Here is a 14,378-nt window from a genome sequence, read left to right as displayed (position 1 = left end):
AATGATGCATAGGCAAGGGGGCATAAAGCGTGGCCGAACAGGGCAAAGTCGATCCGATGCACCAGTTCATGATCGAGCCGCTTTTTGGCACCGATCAGTGGACCATTGCCGGGCACAACATTGCTTTCACCAATTCGGCGCTGTGGATGCTGATTACTTTTGTCGTGCTTCTCGCGTTTGTCGCGGGCGGCGCCAAGGGTCAGACTGTTCCCGGCCGTTGGCAGGTGATGGTAGAAGGTCTGGTTGGCTTTATTGACAACCTGCTGGCCGCCAATGTTGGCCCCAAGGGCAAGAAGTATGTGCCTTACATCTTCTCGCTGTTCAGCTTCATTCTTTTCTCGAACGTGCTGGGCCTGCTGCCGCTGGGCCTGATCAAGGGCGTTCATCCCTTCACCTCGACCAGCCACTTTACGGTGACCGGCGTTCTGGCGATCCTGTCCTTCTCGATCGTGCTGATCGTGGGCTTTGCCCGCCATGGCCTGCACTTTTTCAGCCTGTTCGTGCCGCATGGCACGCCTGCGTGGCTGCTGTGGCTGATCCCGGTGATCGAACTGATCTCGTTCCTCGTGCGTCCTTTCTCTCTCGCCCTGCGTTTGTTCGTGGCGATGATGGCCGGCCACGTTCTGCTCGAAGTGCTTTCCAGCTTCGTGATCAGCTCGGTTAATTCGGGCGCCCTGTGGGGCACTGTTGTCGGCATCCCCAGCTTTGCGCTGATGATCGCCATCTGCGCTCTGGAAGTGCTGGTTGCCGGCATTCAGGCTTATGTTTTCGCGCTGTTGACCTCGCTGTATCTCAACGACGCTGAAAACCTGCACTAAGTTTTCAAGACGTACTTCAAAGCCTTTCAACCAACGAAATTCGTTCAAAAGGAGTTATGGAAATGGAACCTGCAAGCGCAAAGCTGATCGGTGCTGGTCTGGCCGCTATCGGCGCCGGTGTGGCTGCCCTGGGCGTGGGTAACGTGTTCGGTTCGTTCCTCGAATCCGCTCTTCGCAACCCCGGCGCCGCTGATGGTCAGCAGGGCCGTCTGTTCATCGGCTTCGCGGCTGCTGAACTTCTGGGTCTGCTCTCGTTCGTCGTGGCGATGATCCTGATCTTCGTTGCCTGAACGAATGTTGGTGAACCTGGCCGGGGCAAACGCCCCGGTCGGGATCGCCATTTGAATTTCCTGGCCCGGTTTTTTCCTTTGGGATAATATCGCGGCCTTGCGGTGACACCGTCAGGTCCATCCGGCCCGACGCACAGCGACCGGAACCTAAGTGATGCCTCAGATTGCGCAGCTATCCGCAACCTATGCGTCCCAGATCTTCTGGGCGCTGATCTTCTTCGGATTTGTTTTCTTCGTCATTGGCCGCGGCTTTGTGCCCAAGGTTCAGGCGACGGTGGCAAATCGCGACAAGCAGATCGCTGATGATCTGGCCGCTGCCGAAGCCGCGCGCCGCGCCGCCGAAGCTGATGAAGCCAATTGGGCTGCAACCAGCAACAAGCAGCGCGCCGAAGCACAGGCGTTGATCGCCAAGGCCAAGGCTGATGCCACCAAGGCGAGCGAAGTTCGTCTGGCTCAGGCCGCCTCTGTGGTGGATGGCCGTCTGGCCGAAGCCGATGCGCGTCTTGCCACGGCCCGCGCCGAAGCACTGGCCGAAATCGAAACCGTTGCCAGCGAAGCGGCCAGCGACATTGTCGCCCGCCTTGCCGGCCTGAGCGTGGAAGGCGATGCCGCCCGCGCCGCCGTGAAGGAGGTCCTCCATGGCTGATCTTGCTACTCTGGCCATTCTGGCTGCTGGCGCTGCTGAAGCGGCAGGCGAACATGGCGGTCATGAAGCTGCCGAACCGCTGATGCTGGGCTTTGCCACGGCGCCGCAGATCGTTGCCGCTTCGATGGCGGTGCTGATCCTCGTGGCTCTTGTGCTCAAGGTTCCCTCGGTGCTTACCAAGGGGCTGGACGGCAGCATTGCCGAAATCCGTAAGCAGCTTGACGAAGCCAAGGCGTTGCGTGCCGAAGCGGACAAGTTGCGTGCGGAATATGCCGCCCGTATTGCCGGCGCCGAAAAGGAAGCCGCGCAACTGGTCGAGCATGCCAAGCATGAAGCCCAAGCGATCATCGCCAAGGCTGAAGCTGATACGACCGCAGTGATTGCGCGCCGCGAAAAGATCGCTGGTGACAAGATCGAAGCGGCTGAACGCGCGGCGGTTGCCGAGCTTCAGGCCAAGACGGCGGCGGCCGCTGCTGCTGCGGCTCGCGGTCTGATCGCTGGTCGTTATGGCGTGGATGCTGACAAGGTTCAGGTCGACGCGGCGATTGCCGGTCTCTGATCCGATCATCAGATCTGGTGGAAAGCCCCGCTTCGGCGGGGCTTTTTGCGTTTGGAGCCGGGAATGGCTAAGAGGTGCGCATGGCAGAGATTATAAACTTGCGTTTGGCCCGCAAGGCGAAGGCGCGCAGCGAGGCTGAAAAACAGGCACACGCCAACCGTACGCTGCATGGGCAGACCAAGGCGACCAAAATGGCGGCCAAGGCGGAGAAGCAGCGCGTAGAGCGCCATCTCGAAGGCGTTAAGCGCGACAGCAGCATCGAGCCGTGACAGATAGGGCTCAAAAGCTGTTTTTGGCCTCTCTCAACGCCGCAAAGGCGGTCACAGCGTCCGCTCCCCACCGAGCCTGAATGGCCGCGTCGTCGGCGCGCAGGAACGGATTTGTCGCCAATTCGCGATCGAGGGGGAAGGGGACGGTCGGTTCCTCATGCGCCCGCTTGCGGGTGATTTCATCGACATAGGCCGCCAAGGTGTCATTGTCCGGATCGGCGTACAATGCGAAACGGGCATTGCTGGCCGCATACTCATGGGCGCAGTAGATGGTCGTTTGGCCCGGCAGAGCCTTCAAACGCTCCAGACTGGCCCAGAATTGCGGCGCCGTCCCTTCAAACATGCGCCCACACCCCAATGCGAACAGCGCGTCCCCAACAAAGGCAATGGACGCGGCGGGCAGGTGATAGGCAACGTGGCCCATCGTATGGCCGCCCACATTGATCACCTGCGCTTTCCAAGCCCCCAGCCAAACCGTGTCGCCGTGATCAACGGTCCGATCCACCCCCTCGATTTTTGCGGCATCGCCCACCGGCGCGGTAATGATGCATCCGGTCGCAGCCTTGATGGCCATATTGCCGCCCGCGTGATCCGCATGCCAATGGGTGTTCCAGATCTGGGTTATCCGCCAGCCTTTGGCTTCGGCCTGACGCAGATATTCATCGGCATCGGGCGTGTCGATACAGGCGGTTTCGCCCGATTCGGGATCATGGATCAGAAACCCGTAATTGTCCGAAAGACAGGGGAATTGGTGGATTTCCAGTGGCATGACGGTTTCAATTTCCATGGCATGAGGGTCAGGGGAAATTGATGTTTCCCAGCCCATAGATCGTTCTGACCATGTGATGTGGCATATGTTGGCCCAGTTTCCCATGGCAGATGAGGTCTTTGATGGTGTCGACCGAGGTTTCCACATCGGAAAAGTCGAGTCCTTGTGGAGCATCCAGCATCGGGCAATTCCACCATTCAAGAGCAAGCAACCGCTCGACCACGGGTTCTGAAAATCGCCTTCACGAGTTTTCTGGTCCGACCCAGCGCAATTCCAGATGCCGCCAAATTGATTCCGCCTGCCGTAAAAGACACAAAAAACCCGCCCGGATCGCTCCGAGCGGGTCTTTGTTTTCAGGCTAAGCCCGAAGGATCAAGCTTACTGCTTGGCCTTCAGAGCGGCGCCCAGGATGTCGCCCAGCGAAGCGCCGGCATCCGACGAACCGTACTGTTCGACGGCTTCCTTTTCTTCGTGCAGCTGACGCGCCTTGATCGAGAAGCTGGGCTTCTTCGAACGGTCGAAACCGGTGACCATGGCGTCGATCTTCTGACCAACCTGGAAGCGGTCGGGGCGCTGTTCGTCGCGGTCGCGACCCAGATCCGAACGCTTGATGAAGCCGGTGGCGCCATCGTCGCCAGCCTGCACTTCGAGGCCGCCGTCACGCACTTCGAGCACGGTCACGGTGACAACTTCGTTGCGCTTCAGGTTCGAACCAGCAGCGGTCGAAACGCCGCCAGCGGCCGGGGCGCCCTTTTCGAGCTGCTTGATGCCCAGGCTGATGCGTTCCTTTTCGATGTCCACGTCCAGAACGATCGCCTTGACGCTTTCACCCTTGCGGTGCAGCGCCAGCGCGTCTTCGCCCGAGATGCCCCAGGCGATGTCCGACATGTGGACCATGCCATCGACTTCGCCGTCCAGACCGATGAACAGACCGAATTCGGTCGCGTTCTTGACTTCGCCTTCGACGGTCGAACCAACGGGGTGACGTTCGGCGAAAGCTTCCCAGGGGTTCTGCTGAGCCTGCTTGAGGCCGAGCGAGATGCGGCGCTTGTCCGAATCGACTTCCAGAACCAGCACGTCGACTTCCTGCGAGGTCGAAACGATCTTGCCGGGGTGGACGTTCTTCTTGGTCCACGACATTTCCGAAACGTGGACCAGACCTTCGATGCCGGCTTCCAGTTCGACGAACGCACCATATTCGGTGATGTTCGTGACGGTGCCGCGCAGCTTGGCGCCAACCGGGTACTTGGCGGCAACGCCATCCCACGGATCCGATTCCAGCTGCTTCATGCCCAGCGAAATGCGCTGCGTGTCCTGGTTGATGCGGACGATCTGCACGCGGACGGTGTCGCCGATGGCGATCACTTCGCTCGGGTGGTTCACGCGCTTGTAGCTCATGTCGGTGACGTGCAGCAGGCCGTCGATGCCGCCCAGGTCAACGAACGCACCGTAATCGGTGATGTTCTTGACGACGCCGTCGATGATCTGGCCTTCCGACAGGTTCTGGATCAGGCCGCTGCGCTGTTCGGCGCGGGTTTCTTCCAGAACGGCGCGGCGCGACACGACGATGTTGCCACGGCGACGGTCCATCTTGAGGATCTGGAACGGCTGGGGAACGTCGAGCAGCGGGGTGACGTCGCGCACGGGGCGGATGTCGACCTGCGAACCGGGCAGGAAGGCCACGGCGCCGTCGAGGTCGACGGTGAAGCCACCCTTGACGCGGCCGAAGATGACGCCTTCAACGCGCTTGCCTTCGCCAAATTCGTTTTCAAGCTTGTCCCAAGCGGCTTCGCGACGAGCGCGGTCACGCGAGAGCATGGCTTCGCCATCGGCGTTTTCGACGCGGTCGACAAACACTTCGACTTCGTCGCCGACCTTCAGGCCGTGGGGCTGACCGGCCATGGCGAATTCGCGCAGCGGAACGCGGCCTTCGCTCTTGAGGCCTACGTCGATGACGGCCTTGTCGTTTTCGATGGCGGTGATGGTGCCCTTGACCACGCGGCCTTCAAAGCCGCCGCCGCCGGCGCCGCCGAGCGATTCGTCAAGGAGAGCCGCGAAATCGTCGCGGGTCGGGGTGCTCATAAAAGAGTCCTTCAAATCTAACGTTCTTCCGGCCAGGCGGTTGGGAGCTTCTCTCCGTCCGCCGGTCTTTCCTCCGCCGCCGCACCATGCGAACGCCGGGCCAAAAAGGGCCGAACCGCCATGGAGGCCGGATGCCATCCACAGCACCCACCCATGGCAAGCCACAGGCAGACCGGCGGCGCCTAGTCCAAATGGGGGCTAAAGGCAAGGAAAATGCGGCTGTTGGGCGGCCCTATGTACCGCGGCGTAACGGTCCCTATCGTCAAAACGGTTCGTCTTGCGATTGGGGCAGGCCATCTTGGCTGTACGGATCGTTCATTTTCCGCAAAGGCAGCCGTTGGTTTGAGCAAAATTCCAATGGATGGAAGTCATTTGAAGGAGGTGAACCCATGCGTAAATCTTTGGGTCTGATGGGGGCAAGTCTGGTTGTGGCGTCGCTGGCGCTGTCGGGTTGCGCGACGAAGGGTTCGGTCAAGCGGGCGCAGGCGCGGGCCGATGAGGCCTATGTTTCGGCGCAGGCCGGCAATGGCGCGGCGGCCCGCGCGCAGGGGACGGCGGACAATGCTCTGGCCGCATCGGGCCGGGCACAAGGTTCGGCGGACGCGGCCAATATCGCGGCACAGAACGCGGGCAATTCGGCCAATTCTGCCAATGCCTTGGCGGCGGCCGCGGCGGCGGACGCCCGTGCGGCGCGCGCTCAGGTCGCCATCCTGAAGGCCCGCCTGCACAAGCTGGAGGTCAAGAGCAAGGCGCGCCACCACGCCAAGTCACATGCCAAAAAGAAGACCGTGGCGAAGGAAGCTGAAGTCACGCAGGCCCAATTCCGCCACTAAGGCCATCAATCGTTAGGGCACCGCATTTGTTCGACCAGCGCGATGGCGGCGGCAATCGCCGCCTCGCGCCCAAGGTCGGATGTGTCGAGCGTGATCGCATCGTCCGCCGCGCGCAAAGGCGCCGCGCTGCGATTGCGATCACGTTCGTCGCGGGCCGCCAGATCGGCCTCGATTTCGGAAAGCGCCACGTCGCGGCCTTGCGATACCATTTCGGCATGGCGGCGCTGGGCGCGGGCGGCAACGCTGGCGATGACGAACAATTTGGCCTGCGCCTCGGGCGCGATGACGGTGCCGATGTCGCGCCCGTCCAGAACCGCGCCGCCCGCCTGTGTGGCAAAGGCGCGTTGGCGTTCGTACAGCGCCTGACGCACCGGCGGGTGGACCGACACGCGTGAGGCAAGGCCGCCGCTGGCCTCGGACCGCAATTCGGGATCGTCCAGCAGGCTGTCGGCAAAGTTGCAAGCCGCCAAAGCATCGCCGGCATCATCAGGATTGCCGCCATTGAGCGCCACCTGACGCCCGACCGCGCGATAAAGCAGGCCGGTGTCGAGATGCGGCAGGCCGTAATGCGCGGCCAAAGCCTTGGCGATTGTGCCCTTGCCCGAAGCGGTGGGGCCATCGACGGCGATAATCATGCGTTTCCTTTTTTGCGGGCCATGATGGCGCGGACCAGACCGACAAAGGCAATGGCCGACCACAGGCTTTCCAACGCCAGCGAGGCCGGATTGGTTTCGACCAACAGCGAGATCACCAGCAAAAGCGCGCCCGCCAGATTGGCCCCATGTTGAATGAAGGGATTCGGCTCACGCGCCTTGCCGGTAAAGGCCGTGGTATAGGCATAGGCAAATACGCAAAGGCCCATGCCCGCAAAGCCGCAGGCATTGGCGATATCGGCGGGAATGCCGGAGACCAGACTCATCGTGCCACCAGATTGGCCAGCAGAGCTTCGAAATTGGGGAAGCTGGTGGCGATCGGGCTGGTGTCGTCGATGGCGACGCCATTCATGCTGTTGAGGCCCGCGATGGCCATGCTCATGGCGATGCGGTGGTCCAGATGCGTTGCGACATGATGCGCGCCCGATGTGCCGGGCAGGGGCGCGCCGCCCGTGCCGTCGATGATCATACCGTCCTCGGTTTCCTGCACCCTTGCCCCGGCCAGTTCGAGGGCGATGCGCATCACGGTGATGCGGTCGCTTTCCTTGACGCGCAATTCTTCGAGGCCGCGGCAGATGGTGCGGCCCTGCGCCTGAGCGGCGGCGACGAAAAGGACGGGGAATTCATCGACCATGCTGGGCACGATGTCGGGATCAACCTCGATGCCTTGCAGAACGGAATGGCGTACGCGCAGGTCGGCCACAGGTTCGCCGCCCACTTCACGCGGATTTACTTCCTCGATTTGCCCGCCCATCTGGCGCAGCACGGTGACGATCCCGGCGCGGGTGGGGTTGAGGCCGACGTTTTCGATCAGAACATCGCTGTCCGGAACGGTGAGGGCCGCCACGATAAAGAAAGCTGCGGAGGAGGGGTCGCCGGGGACCACGATGGTCTGGCCCTTCAATTCGGCGGGGCCGTGGATCTGGATCGTGCGCGTGCCTTCGGCGTCAACCTCAACGGTCAGATTCGCGCCGAATCCGCGTAGCATCCGTTCGGAATGGTCGCGGGTGGGGACGGGTTCGATGACGGTGGTGATGCCCGGCGTATTCAGCCCCGCCAGCAGCACCGCCGATTTGACCTGAGCCGAGGCCATCGGCAGGCGATAGGTGATCGGCACGGCGGGCGATGCGCCGCGCATGGTCAGCGGCAGGCGGCCTTCGGTAGAGGTGAAATCGGCGCCCATGGTGGAGAGCGGATCGATCACGCGGCCCATCGGGCGTTTGGACAGCGAGGCGTCACCGACAAAGGTCGCCGTGATGTCATGCGACGCGACAAGGCCCATCAGCAGACGGGTCGACGTCCCCGAATTGCCCATGTCGAGTGCGGTTTCCGGTTGCAGCAGCCCGCCAACGCCCACGCCATTGATGATCCATTCGCCATCCTCGGTCTTTTCGATTTTGGCACCCATGGCGCGCATCGCGGCGGCGGTGGACATCACATCTTCACCCTCCAGCAGGCCGGTGACGCGCGTTTCGCCCAGAGCCAAAGCGCCCAGCATGATCGAGCGGTGGCTGATCGACTTGTCGCCGGGCACGCGGATCGTGCCGTTCAGGGCGCCTGCGGGCATGAAACGGCGGGGGCGGGGAGTGGCAGAGGCGCTCACAGACAGGATTCCTTGGTCAATAGATGCGAAAAAGGCTTGCGTCGCGGGCAGGCACCCGCCAGAAGCGCGCGGCTTTTGACAGCGCGAAGGCTCTATGGCAAGGCGCCAGAGCATGGCAGGGCCGGTCAAATGGCTCTTCGCGCCAGTTACGCATAGCAATGGATACGGCCCGCCGTTCTGGTGGGGCAGACATGAGGAATAGCATGGTCAAGCCAGAATGGGGCGCCAAGCATGGTTGCCCGAAGTGCGGCACCCGCTTTTACGATCTGGGCAAGGACGATCCCGTCACTTGCATCGAATGCGGCTATGCCTGGGTGCCGGAACCGGTGCTGAAGAGCAAGCAGCCGATTCCGTTCGAAGAGATCCAGAAGAAGGAGGCCGATGAAGTGGCCGACGTCGATCTGGCCGATGAAGATCTGGACATCGACGATGACGGCGATTCGCCGGACAATGACGTTGACCTGGGCGGCGATGACGACCTGGGCGTGTCGGGCCACGACGAGGAACCCGACGAAGTATAAACCCCTGTCGGGAACCTTGGTTGGGCATTTTTCAGAAAAATGAAATTTCTTGAAAAAAGTTCTTGCCAAGGTTTCGGGGTCGTCCTAGTGGGGCGGCCCGCCGACGAGGCGGAAGCGAAGCAAACCACCCAGGGGTGCCTAGCTTATTGAATGAATGGGGCCTTAGCTCAGCTGGGAGAGCGCCTGCATGGCATGCAGGAGGTCAGCGGTTCGATCCCGCTAGGCTCCACCATTCAAACACATATCCCATTGGTTCGGGGCCTTAGCTCAGCTGGGAGAGCGCCTGCATGGCATGCAGGAGGTCAGCGGTTCGATCCCGCTAGGCTCCACCAAAGGGAAGTATCGCTTCTTCAAGCGCTACGCTGGCCGACGAGTTTTCGTCCGCCGGCGTTTTTCGCTTGATAGAGATTTTGATGCGCTGATCGGCGAGGTTTCGCCCATCGGCGTTTTTCGCGTGATGGTTCTGGCGCAATGTCGGATCGGGCGCGCTTGGTAAGGGTTGGCTGATGTTCGACGCTCTGTCTGATCGCCTTGGCTCGGTCTTTGATCGGCTGAAGGGGCGCGGTGCGCTCAAGGAACAGGATGTGCGTGATGCGATGCGTGAAGTGCGCATTGCTCTGCTCGAAGCCGACGTGGCCCTGCCGGTTGTGCGCCGTTTCATCGACGAGGTTACCGAGAAGGCCGTTGGGCAAAATGTGCTCAAGTCGGTTACGCCGGGTCAACAGGTCGTCAAGATCGTCAATGATGCGCTGGTCGAGATGCTGGGCGGGCAGGATGTCCCCGGTCTTGATCTGAACGCGGCCCCGCCGGTCGTCATCATGATGGTCGGCCTTCAGGGTTCGGGTAAGACCACCAGCACGGCGAAACTCGGTAAGCTGCTGAAAGAAAAGCACGGCAAGAAGGTGTTGATGGCGTCGCTGGACGTCAACCGCCCCGCCGCGCAGGAGCAGTTGGCCGTTCTGGGTACGCAGGTGGGCGTTGCCACTCTGCCGATCGTTTCGGGCCAGATGCCGACCGCGATTGCCGAACGCGCGATCAATTCGGCCAAGCTTCAGGCTGTGGACGTGCTGCTGCTGGATACGGCGGGCCGTCTGCACGTCGATTCGGCCTTGATGGAGGAGATGAAGGCGGTTGCCGCTATCTCTCGTCCCAAGGAAACGCTGCTGGTTGTCGATTCGCTGACCGGTCAGGACGCGGTGAACGTTGCGCAGAGCTTTGCGGGTGAAGTCGATCTGACGGGTGTGATCCTCACCCGTATGGATGGTGACGCGCGCGGCGGTGCGGCGCTTTCGATGCGCGCGGTCACGGGCAAGCCGATCAAGTTTGCCGGTATGGGCGAAAAGCTCGACCAGATTGAAACCTTCAATCCGGGCCGTGTGGCTGGCCGCATTCTGGGCATGGGCGATATCGTCAGCCTGGTGGAAAAGGCCGCGCAGGCGGTTGATGCCGAGGACGCGGAAAAGCTGGCCGAACGCATGGCCAAGGGTCAGTTCGACATGAACGACCTGCGCAGCCAGTTGCGCCAGATGCAGAAGATGGGCGGCCTTGGCATGTTGGCCGGTATGCTGCCGGGCATGAAGAAGGCGCAGGCCGCGATGGCCAACAGCGGGATGAATGACCGCACGTTGCTGCGCATGGACGCGATCATCGGTTCGATGACCCCCAAGGAGCGTGCGCGCCCCGAACTGCTCAACGCCAAGCGCAAGATCCGCATCGCCAATGGCTCCGGCACGCAGGTGCAGGAAGTCAACAAGCTCCTGAAAATGCATCAGGAGATGGAAAAGGCGATGAAGCAGATCAAGAAGATGGGCGGGCTTAAGGGCCTTGCCGCTTTGTTCGGCAAGGGTGGTCTTGGCGGGATGGGCGGCGGAATGCCCGGCGGCATGGGTGGTCTTGGTGGCCCCGGCGCCGGTGGCCTTCCCGGTCTTGGTGCCGGTGCACCGGACTTCACAAAGTTTCTGAAGAAATAATTTCGAATTTATTGGAAAGGTACGAAAATGTCGGTTTCTCTGCGTCTGTCGCGTGGCGGTTCTAAGAAGCGCCCTTACTACAAGATTGTTGTTGCCAATGCCACCGCGCCCCGCGACGGCAAGTTCCTGGAACAGGTTGGCACCTATAACCCGCTGCTCGCCAAGGACAGCGAAGACCGCGTGCGTCTGATCGAAGACCGCGTGAAGTACTGGCTGGGCGTTGGCGCACAGCCGACCGACCGCGTTGCCCGTCTGCTGGACAAGGCCGGTCTGAAGGAACGCGCCCCCACCAACAACCCGCAGCGCGCCGAACCCGGCAAGAAGGCCAAGGAACGCGCTGAAGACAAGGCCAAGAAGGCTGCTGAAGCTGCTGAAGCGGCTGCTGCTGAATAATGAGCGACCGGCCCGTGACTATGGCGGCGGTGGCCGCGGCCCATGGCATCACGGGCGAGGTTCGCCTCAAGCTGTTTGGTGAAGGCGTGGCGGCGCTCAAAAGCTACCGCGCCTTCAACGACGGCAAGCTGACGCTGAAATCGATCAAGGATGACGGCAAGGGCGGTGCGATTGCCCGCTTTGCCGAAGTCCCTGATCGAACGGCGGCGGAAAAATTGCGCGGGACGGCATTGACGGTCCCCCGCTCGGCCATGCCTCCTTTGGCGCCGGGTGAATATTATTACGCCGACCTGTTGGGGCTGGCGGCGCAATCGACCTCTGGCGACATGCTGGGCACGGTGGTTGCGGTCGAGAATTTCGGCGCGGGCGATATTCTGGAAATCGAAACCCCTGCTGGCGAAGATGGCAAGAGCCATCGTTTCATGGTGCCCATGCGCGCCGATGCCGTGCCCGAATGGGATGAAGTTCGGGTGCTGATCGAGGCTGCCTACGCACAGGGATGAGGATGCCGCATGACTGAGCGTGAGGCCGAAATTGTCGCCTTGGCTCAGGATATGTCGGGATTGCGCCGTGTTTGGCCGGATATGGCCATTACACAGGACATTGGCCTCTATGGCGATGACATCACCGAATTTGTGACCACCCTGGCCGAATATTACGGCGAATGGGTGTGGCTTCGTTGAGGATCACGAAGGGATTGGCTGCCTCGCGATCTTCGCGCTTCCATGGGTGATTATAAAATGGCTCTGCGGAGCCAAATTTGCCAGCCATCAGGGCAAGCACGAGTTGGAGCGTTTGGAAATCGCACATATCGCTGCGGTATTGGACAAGGGATTTTGGTTCGACCCTTGAGATTCGCGCCCTTGTCGGCTTTGCGTTCATCGCCAACATCGCACTTTGCAAACCTGTGATTGTACCGAGCCTGCAATAGGTGTTAATCATGAACGGGGGTCTTCGTCGCCGGATGGCAGATGAGGAGGGGGCATGCCCGGTTTTGACCCATTGCTTTTAAGCGGGCGGGATTTTTTGGCGCTATACGCTTTGCTCTTGGTCGGGGCGGTTGCCATGGGGTGGGTTTTGCCGCGCTGGCTGCGCCCCGATGGCAAGGTTCTGGTTTTGCAACATCCTTTTGAATTGGCCTGCCTTTCGGGCGGGCCGACGCGCTATGCCGAAACCTTGGTGGTGGGGTTGATGCAGGCGGGGCATCTGGCCGTGCGCGAGGACAGGAGTTTTGTTCCCCTCCACCCGGTTGCCGGGCAAAGCAGCGCGGAAGTGACGGTGCTGGGTCTGCCTCCGGGGACGGATTGGGACATGCTGATGTGCAGCCTGTGGAATGCGGCCAATTGGGTGGAATTGCGCCTGATTGCGCGGGGCCTGTGGGTCAGCCGGGCCGAATGGTGGGAAATTCGCGGTTGGTCATGCCTGCCTTATGGTTTGGTGCTGGTCTTTGGTGCGATTCGTTGGGAAGTGGGCCTGTTGCATCAACAGCCTGTGCCCTATCTTGGCTCTCTGTTGCTGGTGACGCTGTTGGCGGGGATTGTGCGTTGCGTGACCATCGACCGGCGCACATGCGCCGGGGCCAAGGTTCTGGAAGCTGCGCGCAAGGAGGCAGAGGATCTGTGCCATGATCGCAGGCTGAATCAGGCCAGCATGGCGGTTGCGCTGTTTGGCACATCGGTTCTGGCCGGAACGCCTTATGAAGCGCTCCATCGCCTGCGGTTAGGCCGGAAGCGGCCAGTAGCCACGGTCCTGTCCAGAGCTTGAGTTCTTGCGCTAGGCCCTTGCGGAGCGGCGGCGCAGGGGGCATGGGGGCGCCATGAGCTTTTCCGCCACAGTCCTGACGCTTTATCCTGAAATGTTTCCCGGCCCGCTGGGGATCAGCCTTGCCGGTCGCGCGCGCGAGGAAGGAAAGTGGGATATTGACGCGGTGCAGATCCGCGACTTTGCGCAAGACAAGCATCGCACGGTGGATGATACGCCCGCAGGCGGCGGCGCGGGCATGGTGCTGAAAGTCGATGTTCTGGCTCGCGCCATCGATCATGCGCGCGACAATGGCCCGATGGGGCGCCCGGTGATCGCCATGACGCCGCGTGGACGTCCTTTGACGCAGGCGCGTGTGCGCGAATTGGCGGCCGGGCCGGGGGTCATCGTACTTTGCGGGCGTTTTGAAGGGTTTGACGAAAGAATTTTCGCCGGGCGCGACGTCGAGGAAGTTTCAATCGGCGATATTATCCTTTCTGGCGGCGAACCGGCCGCTTTAATGCTCTTGGACTCTTGCATTCGGCTGCTTCCCGGCGTAATGGGCGCGGCCTCTAGTGGGGATGATGAGTCGTTCGAAAACGGATTGCTCGAATATCCGCACTATACCCGACCCAATGATTGGGAAGGGCGATTGATCCCTGAAGTGCTGCGATCGGGGGATCATGGAAAGATTGCGGCCTGGCGGAAACAACAGGCTGCAGACGATACTCGGTCACGCAGGCCCGACCTTTGGGAGCGCTACGGTGGTGCTTCGGGTCAGTCTGCCTCTGGCGCGCGGCGCAAAACGAAGGATTTGGGTCAATGAACCTGATTCAGCAGATCGAAGCCGAAGAAATCGCCAAGGCGCTTGCGGCTTCTGGCAAGGAAATTCCGGAATTCCGCGCTGGCGACACGCTGCGCGTCGGTGTGAAGGTTATCGAAGGCGAACGCACCCGCGTTCAGGCCTATGAAGGTGTGGTGATTGCCCGTTCGAACCGCGGCATCAACTCGAACTTCACCGTGCGCAAGATGTCGTTCGGCGAAGGCGTGGAACGCGTATTCCCGCTCTACTCGCCCAACATTGACTCGATTACCGTGGTTCGCCGTGGTGTCGTGCGTCGTGCAAAGCTGTACTATCTGCGCGGCCGCACCGGCAAACGCGCACGTATCGCCGAGCGCCGCGACACCCGCGCGGAAGGCTGAGCCGGAACAAAGGTTCCCCAGCCAACCAG

The 14,378-nt window shown here is 61.4% G+C and carries 19 protein-coding genes, 2 tRNA genes and 1 pseudogene; 16 read left to right on the top strand and 6 right to left on the bottom strand.

Going from position 1 to position 14,378, the window contains the following annotated elements; genetic code table 11:
• The first annotated feature begins 56 nt into the window (after window positions 1-56).
• The 5 genes from AC2S2E_RS15480 to AC2S2E_RS15460 all read left to right on the top strand — a co-directional run bounded on the left by AC2S2E_RS15480 (window position 57) and on the right by AC2S2E_RS15460 (window position 2,582).
• The gene (locus AC2S2E_RS15480) at window positions 57-818 is read left to right on the top strand and encodes a F0F1 ATP synthase subunit A (protein WP_476105721.1); all 762 of its coding nucleotides are present in this window, start codon (window positions 57-59) and stop codon (window positions 816-818) included.
• Between the two features lie 62 nt (window positions 819-880).
• Complete coding sequence (locus AC2S2E_RS15475) at window positions 881-1,108, top strand: F0F1 ATP synthase subunit C (protein ID WP_168603674.1); 228 nt, start codon at window positions 881-883, stop codon at window positions 1,106-1,108.
• Window positions 1,109-1,262: 154 nt separating this feature from the next.
• Window positions 1,263-1,754 (top strand): F0F1 ATP synthase subunit B family protein, encoded by a 492-nt coding sequence (locus tag AC2S2E_RS15470; RefSeq protein ID WP_476105561.1) that lies wholly within the window; start codon window positions 1,263-1,265, stop codon window positions 1,752-1,754.
• The gene (locus AC2S2E_RS15465; RefSeq protein ID WP_476105560.1) at window positions 1,747-2,313 is read left to right on the top strand and encodes a F0F1 ATP synthase subunit B family protein; all 567 of its coding nucleotides are present in this window, start codon (window positions 1,747-1,749) and stop codon (window positions 2,311-2,313) included. The genes AC2S2E_RS15470 and AC2S2E_RS15465 overlap by 8 nt, the downstream gene beginning before the upstream one ends.
• Before the next feature lie 80 nt (window positions 2,314-2,393).
• Entirely contained in the window at window positions 2,394-2,582 is a 189-nt protein-coding gene (locus tag AC2S2E_RS15460; RefSeq protein ID WP_476105558.1) for a DUF4169 family protein, read from the top strand.
• Between the two features lie 10 nt (window positions 2,583-2,592).
• On the opposite strand, the gene gloB is transcribed toward AC2S2E_RS15460, so the two are convergent.
• From gloB to rpsA, 3 genes are all read right to left on the bottom strand, one after another.
• On the bottom strand, window positions 2,593-3,351 hold the full coding sequence (gene gloB, locus AC2S2E_RS15455; RefSeq protein ID WP_486524632.1) for a hydroxyacylglutathione hydrolase: 759 nt from the start codon (window positions 3,349-3,351) through the stop codon (window positions 2,593-2,595).
• Between the two features lie 28 nt (window positions 3,352-3,379).
• Window positions 3,380-3,574, bottom strand: coding sequence for a hypothetical protein (locus AC2S2E_RS15450; RefSeq protein WP_486522988.1), 195 nt, complete (start codon window positions 3,572-3,574; stop codon window positions 3,380-3,382).
• A 155-nt stretch (window positions 3,575-3,729) separates the two neighbouring features.
• Window positions 3,730-5,433 (bottom strand): 30S ribosomal protein S1, encoded by a 1,704-nt coding sequence (gene rpsA / locus AC2S2E_RS15445; RefSeq protein ID WP_486522987.1) that lies wholly within the window; start codon window positions 5,431-5,433, stop codon window positions 3,730-3,732.
• A gap of 389 nt (window positions 5,434-5,822) precedes the next feature.
• Here rpsA and AC2S2E_RS15440 point away from each other — a divergent pair, with 389 nt between their 5' ends.
• Window positions 5,823-6,266, top strand: coding sequence for a hypothetical protein (locus AC2S2E_RS15440; RefSeq protein ID WP_476105555.1), 444 nt, complete (start codon window positions 5,823-5,825; stop codon window positions 6,264-6,266).
• Window positions 6,267-6,271: 5 nt separating this feature from the next.
• Here the strand turns inward: AC2S2E_RS15440 and AC2S2E_RS15435 are convergent, their stop codons facing one another.
• From AC2S2E_RS15435 to aroA, 3 genes are read right to left on the bottom strand one after another with little or no spacing between them, the layout of a single operon-like run.
• Entirely contained in the window at window positions 6,272-6,901 is a 630-nt protein-coding gene (locus tag AC2S2E_RS15435) for a (d)CMP kinase (protein ID WP_486522986.1), read from the bottom strand.
• The gene (locus AC2S2E_RS15430) at window positions 6,898-7,185 is read right to left on the bottom strand and encodes a CBU_0592 family membrane protein (protein ID WP_486522985.1); all 288 of its coding nucleotides are present in this window, start codon (window positions 7,183-7,185) and stop codon (window positions 6,898-6,900) included. The genes AC2S2E_RS15435 and AC2S2E_RS15430 overlap by 4 nt, the downstream gene beginning before the upstream one ends.
• Complete coding sequence (gene aroA, locus AC2S2E_RS15425) at window positions 7,182-8,486, bottom strand: 3-phosphoshikimate 1-carboxyvinyltransferase (protein WP_486524630.1); 1,305 nt, start codon at window positions 8,484-8,486, stop codon at window positions 7,182-7,184. The genes AC2S2E_RS15430 and aroA overlap by 4 nt, the downstream gene beginning before the upstream one ends.
• Window positions 8,487-8,725: 239 nt before the next feature.
• Between aroA and AC2S2E_RS15420 the strand changes: the two genes are divergently transcribed.
• From AC2S2E_RS15420 to rplS, 10 genes and pseudogenes are all read left to right on the top strand, one after another.
• The gene (locus tag AC2S2E_RS15420) at window positions 8,726-9,043 is read left to right on the top strand and encodes an FYDLN acid domain-containing protein (protein ID WP_476105551.1); all 318 of its coding nucleotides are present in this window, start codon (window positions 8,726-8,728) and stop codon (window positions 9,041-9,043) included.
• A gap of 156 nt (window positions 9,044-9,199) precedes the next feature.
• A tRNA-Ala gene (locus tag AC2S2E_RS15415) sits at window positions 9,200-9,275 on the top strand.
• A gap of 24 nt (window positions 9,276-9,299) precedes the next feature.
• Window positions 9,300-9,375: transfer RNA gene (locus tag AC2S2E_RS15410), tRNA-Ala, on the top strand.
• 174 nt (window positions 9,376-9,549) lie between these two features.
• On the top strand, window positions 9,550-11,013 hold the full coding sequence (gene ffh, locus AC2S2E_RS15405; RefSeq protein WP_486522984.1) for a signal recognition particle protein: 1,464 nt from the start codon (window positions 9,550-9,552) through the stop codon (window positions 11,011-11,013).
• Window positions 11,014-11,040: 27 nt separating this feature from the next.
• Window positions 11,041-11,400, top strand: a pseudogene (rpsP, locus tag AC2S2E_RS15400) (30S ribosomal protein S16); the annotation flags it as partial.
• A gap of 5 nt (window positions 11,401-11,405) precedes the next feature.
• Window positions 11,406-11,909, top strand: coding sequence for a ribosome maturation factor RimM (gene rimM / locus AC2S2E_RS15395; RefSeq protein WP_486522983.1), 504 nt, complete (start codon window positions 11,406-11,408; stop codon window positions 11,907-11,909).
• A gap of 9 nt (window positions 11,910-11,918) precedes the next feature.
• Window positions 11,919-12,089 carry a hypothetical protein gene (locus tag AC2S2E_RS15390; protein ID WP_476105546.1) on the top strand — a complete coding sequence of 57 codons (171 nt, stop codon included), beginning with the start codon at window positions 11,919-11,921 and terminating at the stop codon, window positions 12,087-12,089.
• Window positions 12,090-12,471: 382 nt separating this feature from the next.
• The gene (locus AC2S2E_RS15385; RefSeq protein ID WP_486522982.1) at window positions 12,472-13,170 is read left to right on the top strand and encodes a TIGR04222 domain-containing membrane protein; all 699 of its coding nucleotides are present in this window, start codon (window positions 12,472-12,474) and stop codon (window positions 13,168-13,170) included.
• A 52-nt stretch (window positions 13,171-13,222) separates the two neighbouring features.
• Window positions 13,223-13,972 (top strand): tRNA (guanosine(37)-N1)-methyltransferase TrmD, encoded by a 750-nt coding sequence (gene trmD, locus AC2S2E_RS15380; RefSeq protein ID WP_486522981.1) that lies wholly within the window; start codon window positions 13,223-13,225, stop codon window positions 13,970-13,972.
• Entirely contained in the window at window positions 13,969-14,349 is a 381-nt protein-coding gene (rplS, locus tag AC2S2E_RS15375; protein WP_476105543.1) for a 50S ribosomal protein L19, read from the top strand. Before trmD ends, rplS begins: the two co-directional genes overlap by 4 nt.
• Window positions 14,350-14,378: the final 29 nt, after the last annotated feature.

The sequence above is a fragment of the Novosphingobium sp. 550D genome (assembly GCF_057401885.1).
This window is presented reverse-complemented; position numbering and strand designations above follow the sequence as displayed.

Excerpts from the sequence above, each read along its gene's own strand:
- AC2S2E_RS15440 (WP_476105555.1), top strand. The coding sequence starts at position 5,823 with ATGCGTAAATCTTTGGGTCTGATGGGGGCAAGTCTGGTTGTGGCGTCG.
- rplS (WP_476105543.1), top strand. The coding sequence starts at position 13,969 with ATGAACCTGATTCAGCAGATCGAAGCCGAAGAAATCGCCAAGGCGCTT.
- AC2S2E_RS15385 (WP_486522982.1), top strand. The coding sequence starts at position 12,472 with ATGGGGTGGGTTTTGCCGCGCTGGCTGCGCCCCGATGGCAAGGTTCTG.
- AC2S2E_RS15435 (WP_486522986.1), bottom strand. The coding sequence starts at position 6,901 with ATGATTATCGCCGTCGATGGCCCCACCGCTTCGGGCAAGGGCACAATC.
- trmD (WP_486522981.1), top strand. The coding sequence starts at position 13,223 with ATGAGCTTTTCCGCCACAGTCCTGACGCTTTATCCTGAAATGTTTCCC.
- AC2S2E_RS15390 (WP_476105546.1), top strand. The coding sequence starts at position 11,919 with ATGACTGAGCGTGAGGCCGAAATTGTCGCCTTGGCTCAGGATATGTCG.
- AC2S2E_RS15480 (WP_476105721.1), top strand. The coding sequence starts at position 57 with ATGCACCAGTTCATGATCGAGCCGCTTTTTGGCACCGATCAGTGGACC.
- AC2S2E_RS15430 (WP_486522985.1), bottom strand. The coding sequence starts at position 7,185 with ATGAGTCTGGTCTCCGGCATTCCCGCCGATATCGCCAATGCCTGCGGC.
- aroA (WP_486524630.1), bottom strand. The coding sequence starts at position 8,486 with ATGCCCGCAGGCGCCCTGAACGGCACGATCCGCGTGCCCGGCGACAAG.
- AC2S2E_RS15465 (WP_476105560.1), top strand. The coding sequence starts at position 1,747 with ATGGCTGATCTTGCTACTCTGGCCATTCTGGCTGCTGGCGCTGCTGAA.
- AC2S2E_RS15420 (WP_476105551.1), top strand. The coding sequence starts at position 8,726 with ATGGTCAAGCCAGAATGGGGCGCCAAGCATGGTTGCCCGAAGTGCGGC.
- rimM (WP_486522983.1), top strand. The coding sequence starts at position 11,406 with ATGAGCGACCGGCCCGTGACTATGGCGGCGGTGGCCGCGGCCCATGGC.
- rpsA (WP_486522987.1), bottom strand. The coding sequence starts at position 5,433 with ATGAGCACCCCGACCCGCGACGATTTCGCGGCTCTCCTTGACGAATCG.
- AC2S2E_RS15460 (WP_476105558.1), top strand. The coding sequence starts at position 2,394 with ATGGCAGAGATTATAAACTTGCGTTTGGCCCGCAAGGCGAAGGCGCGC.
- AC2S2E_RS15470 (WP_476105561.1), top strand. The coding sequence starts at position 1,263 with ATGCCTCAGATTGCGCAGCTATCCGCAACCTATGCGTCCCAGATCTTC.
- AC2S2E_RS15475 (WP_168603674.1), top strand. The coding sequence starts at position 881 with ATGGAACCTGCAAGCGCAAAGCTGATCGGTGCTGGTCTGGCCGCTATC.
- gloB (WP_486524632.1), bottom strand. The coding sequence starts at position 3,351 with ATGCCACTGGAAATCCACCAATTCCCCTGTCTTTCGGACAATTACGGG.
- ffh (WP_486522984.1), top strand. The coding sequence starts at position 9,550 with ATGTTCGACGCTCTGTCTGATCGCCTTGGCTCGGTCTTTGATCGGCTG.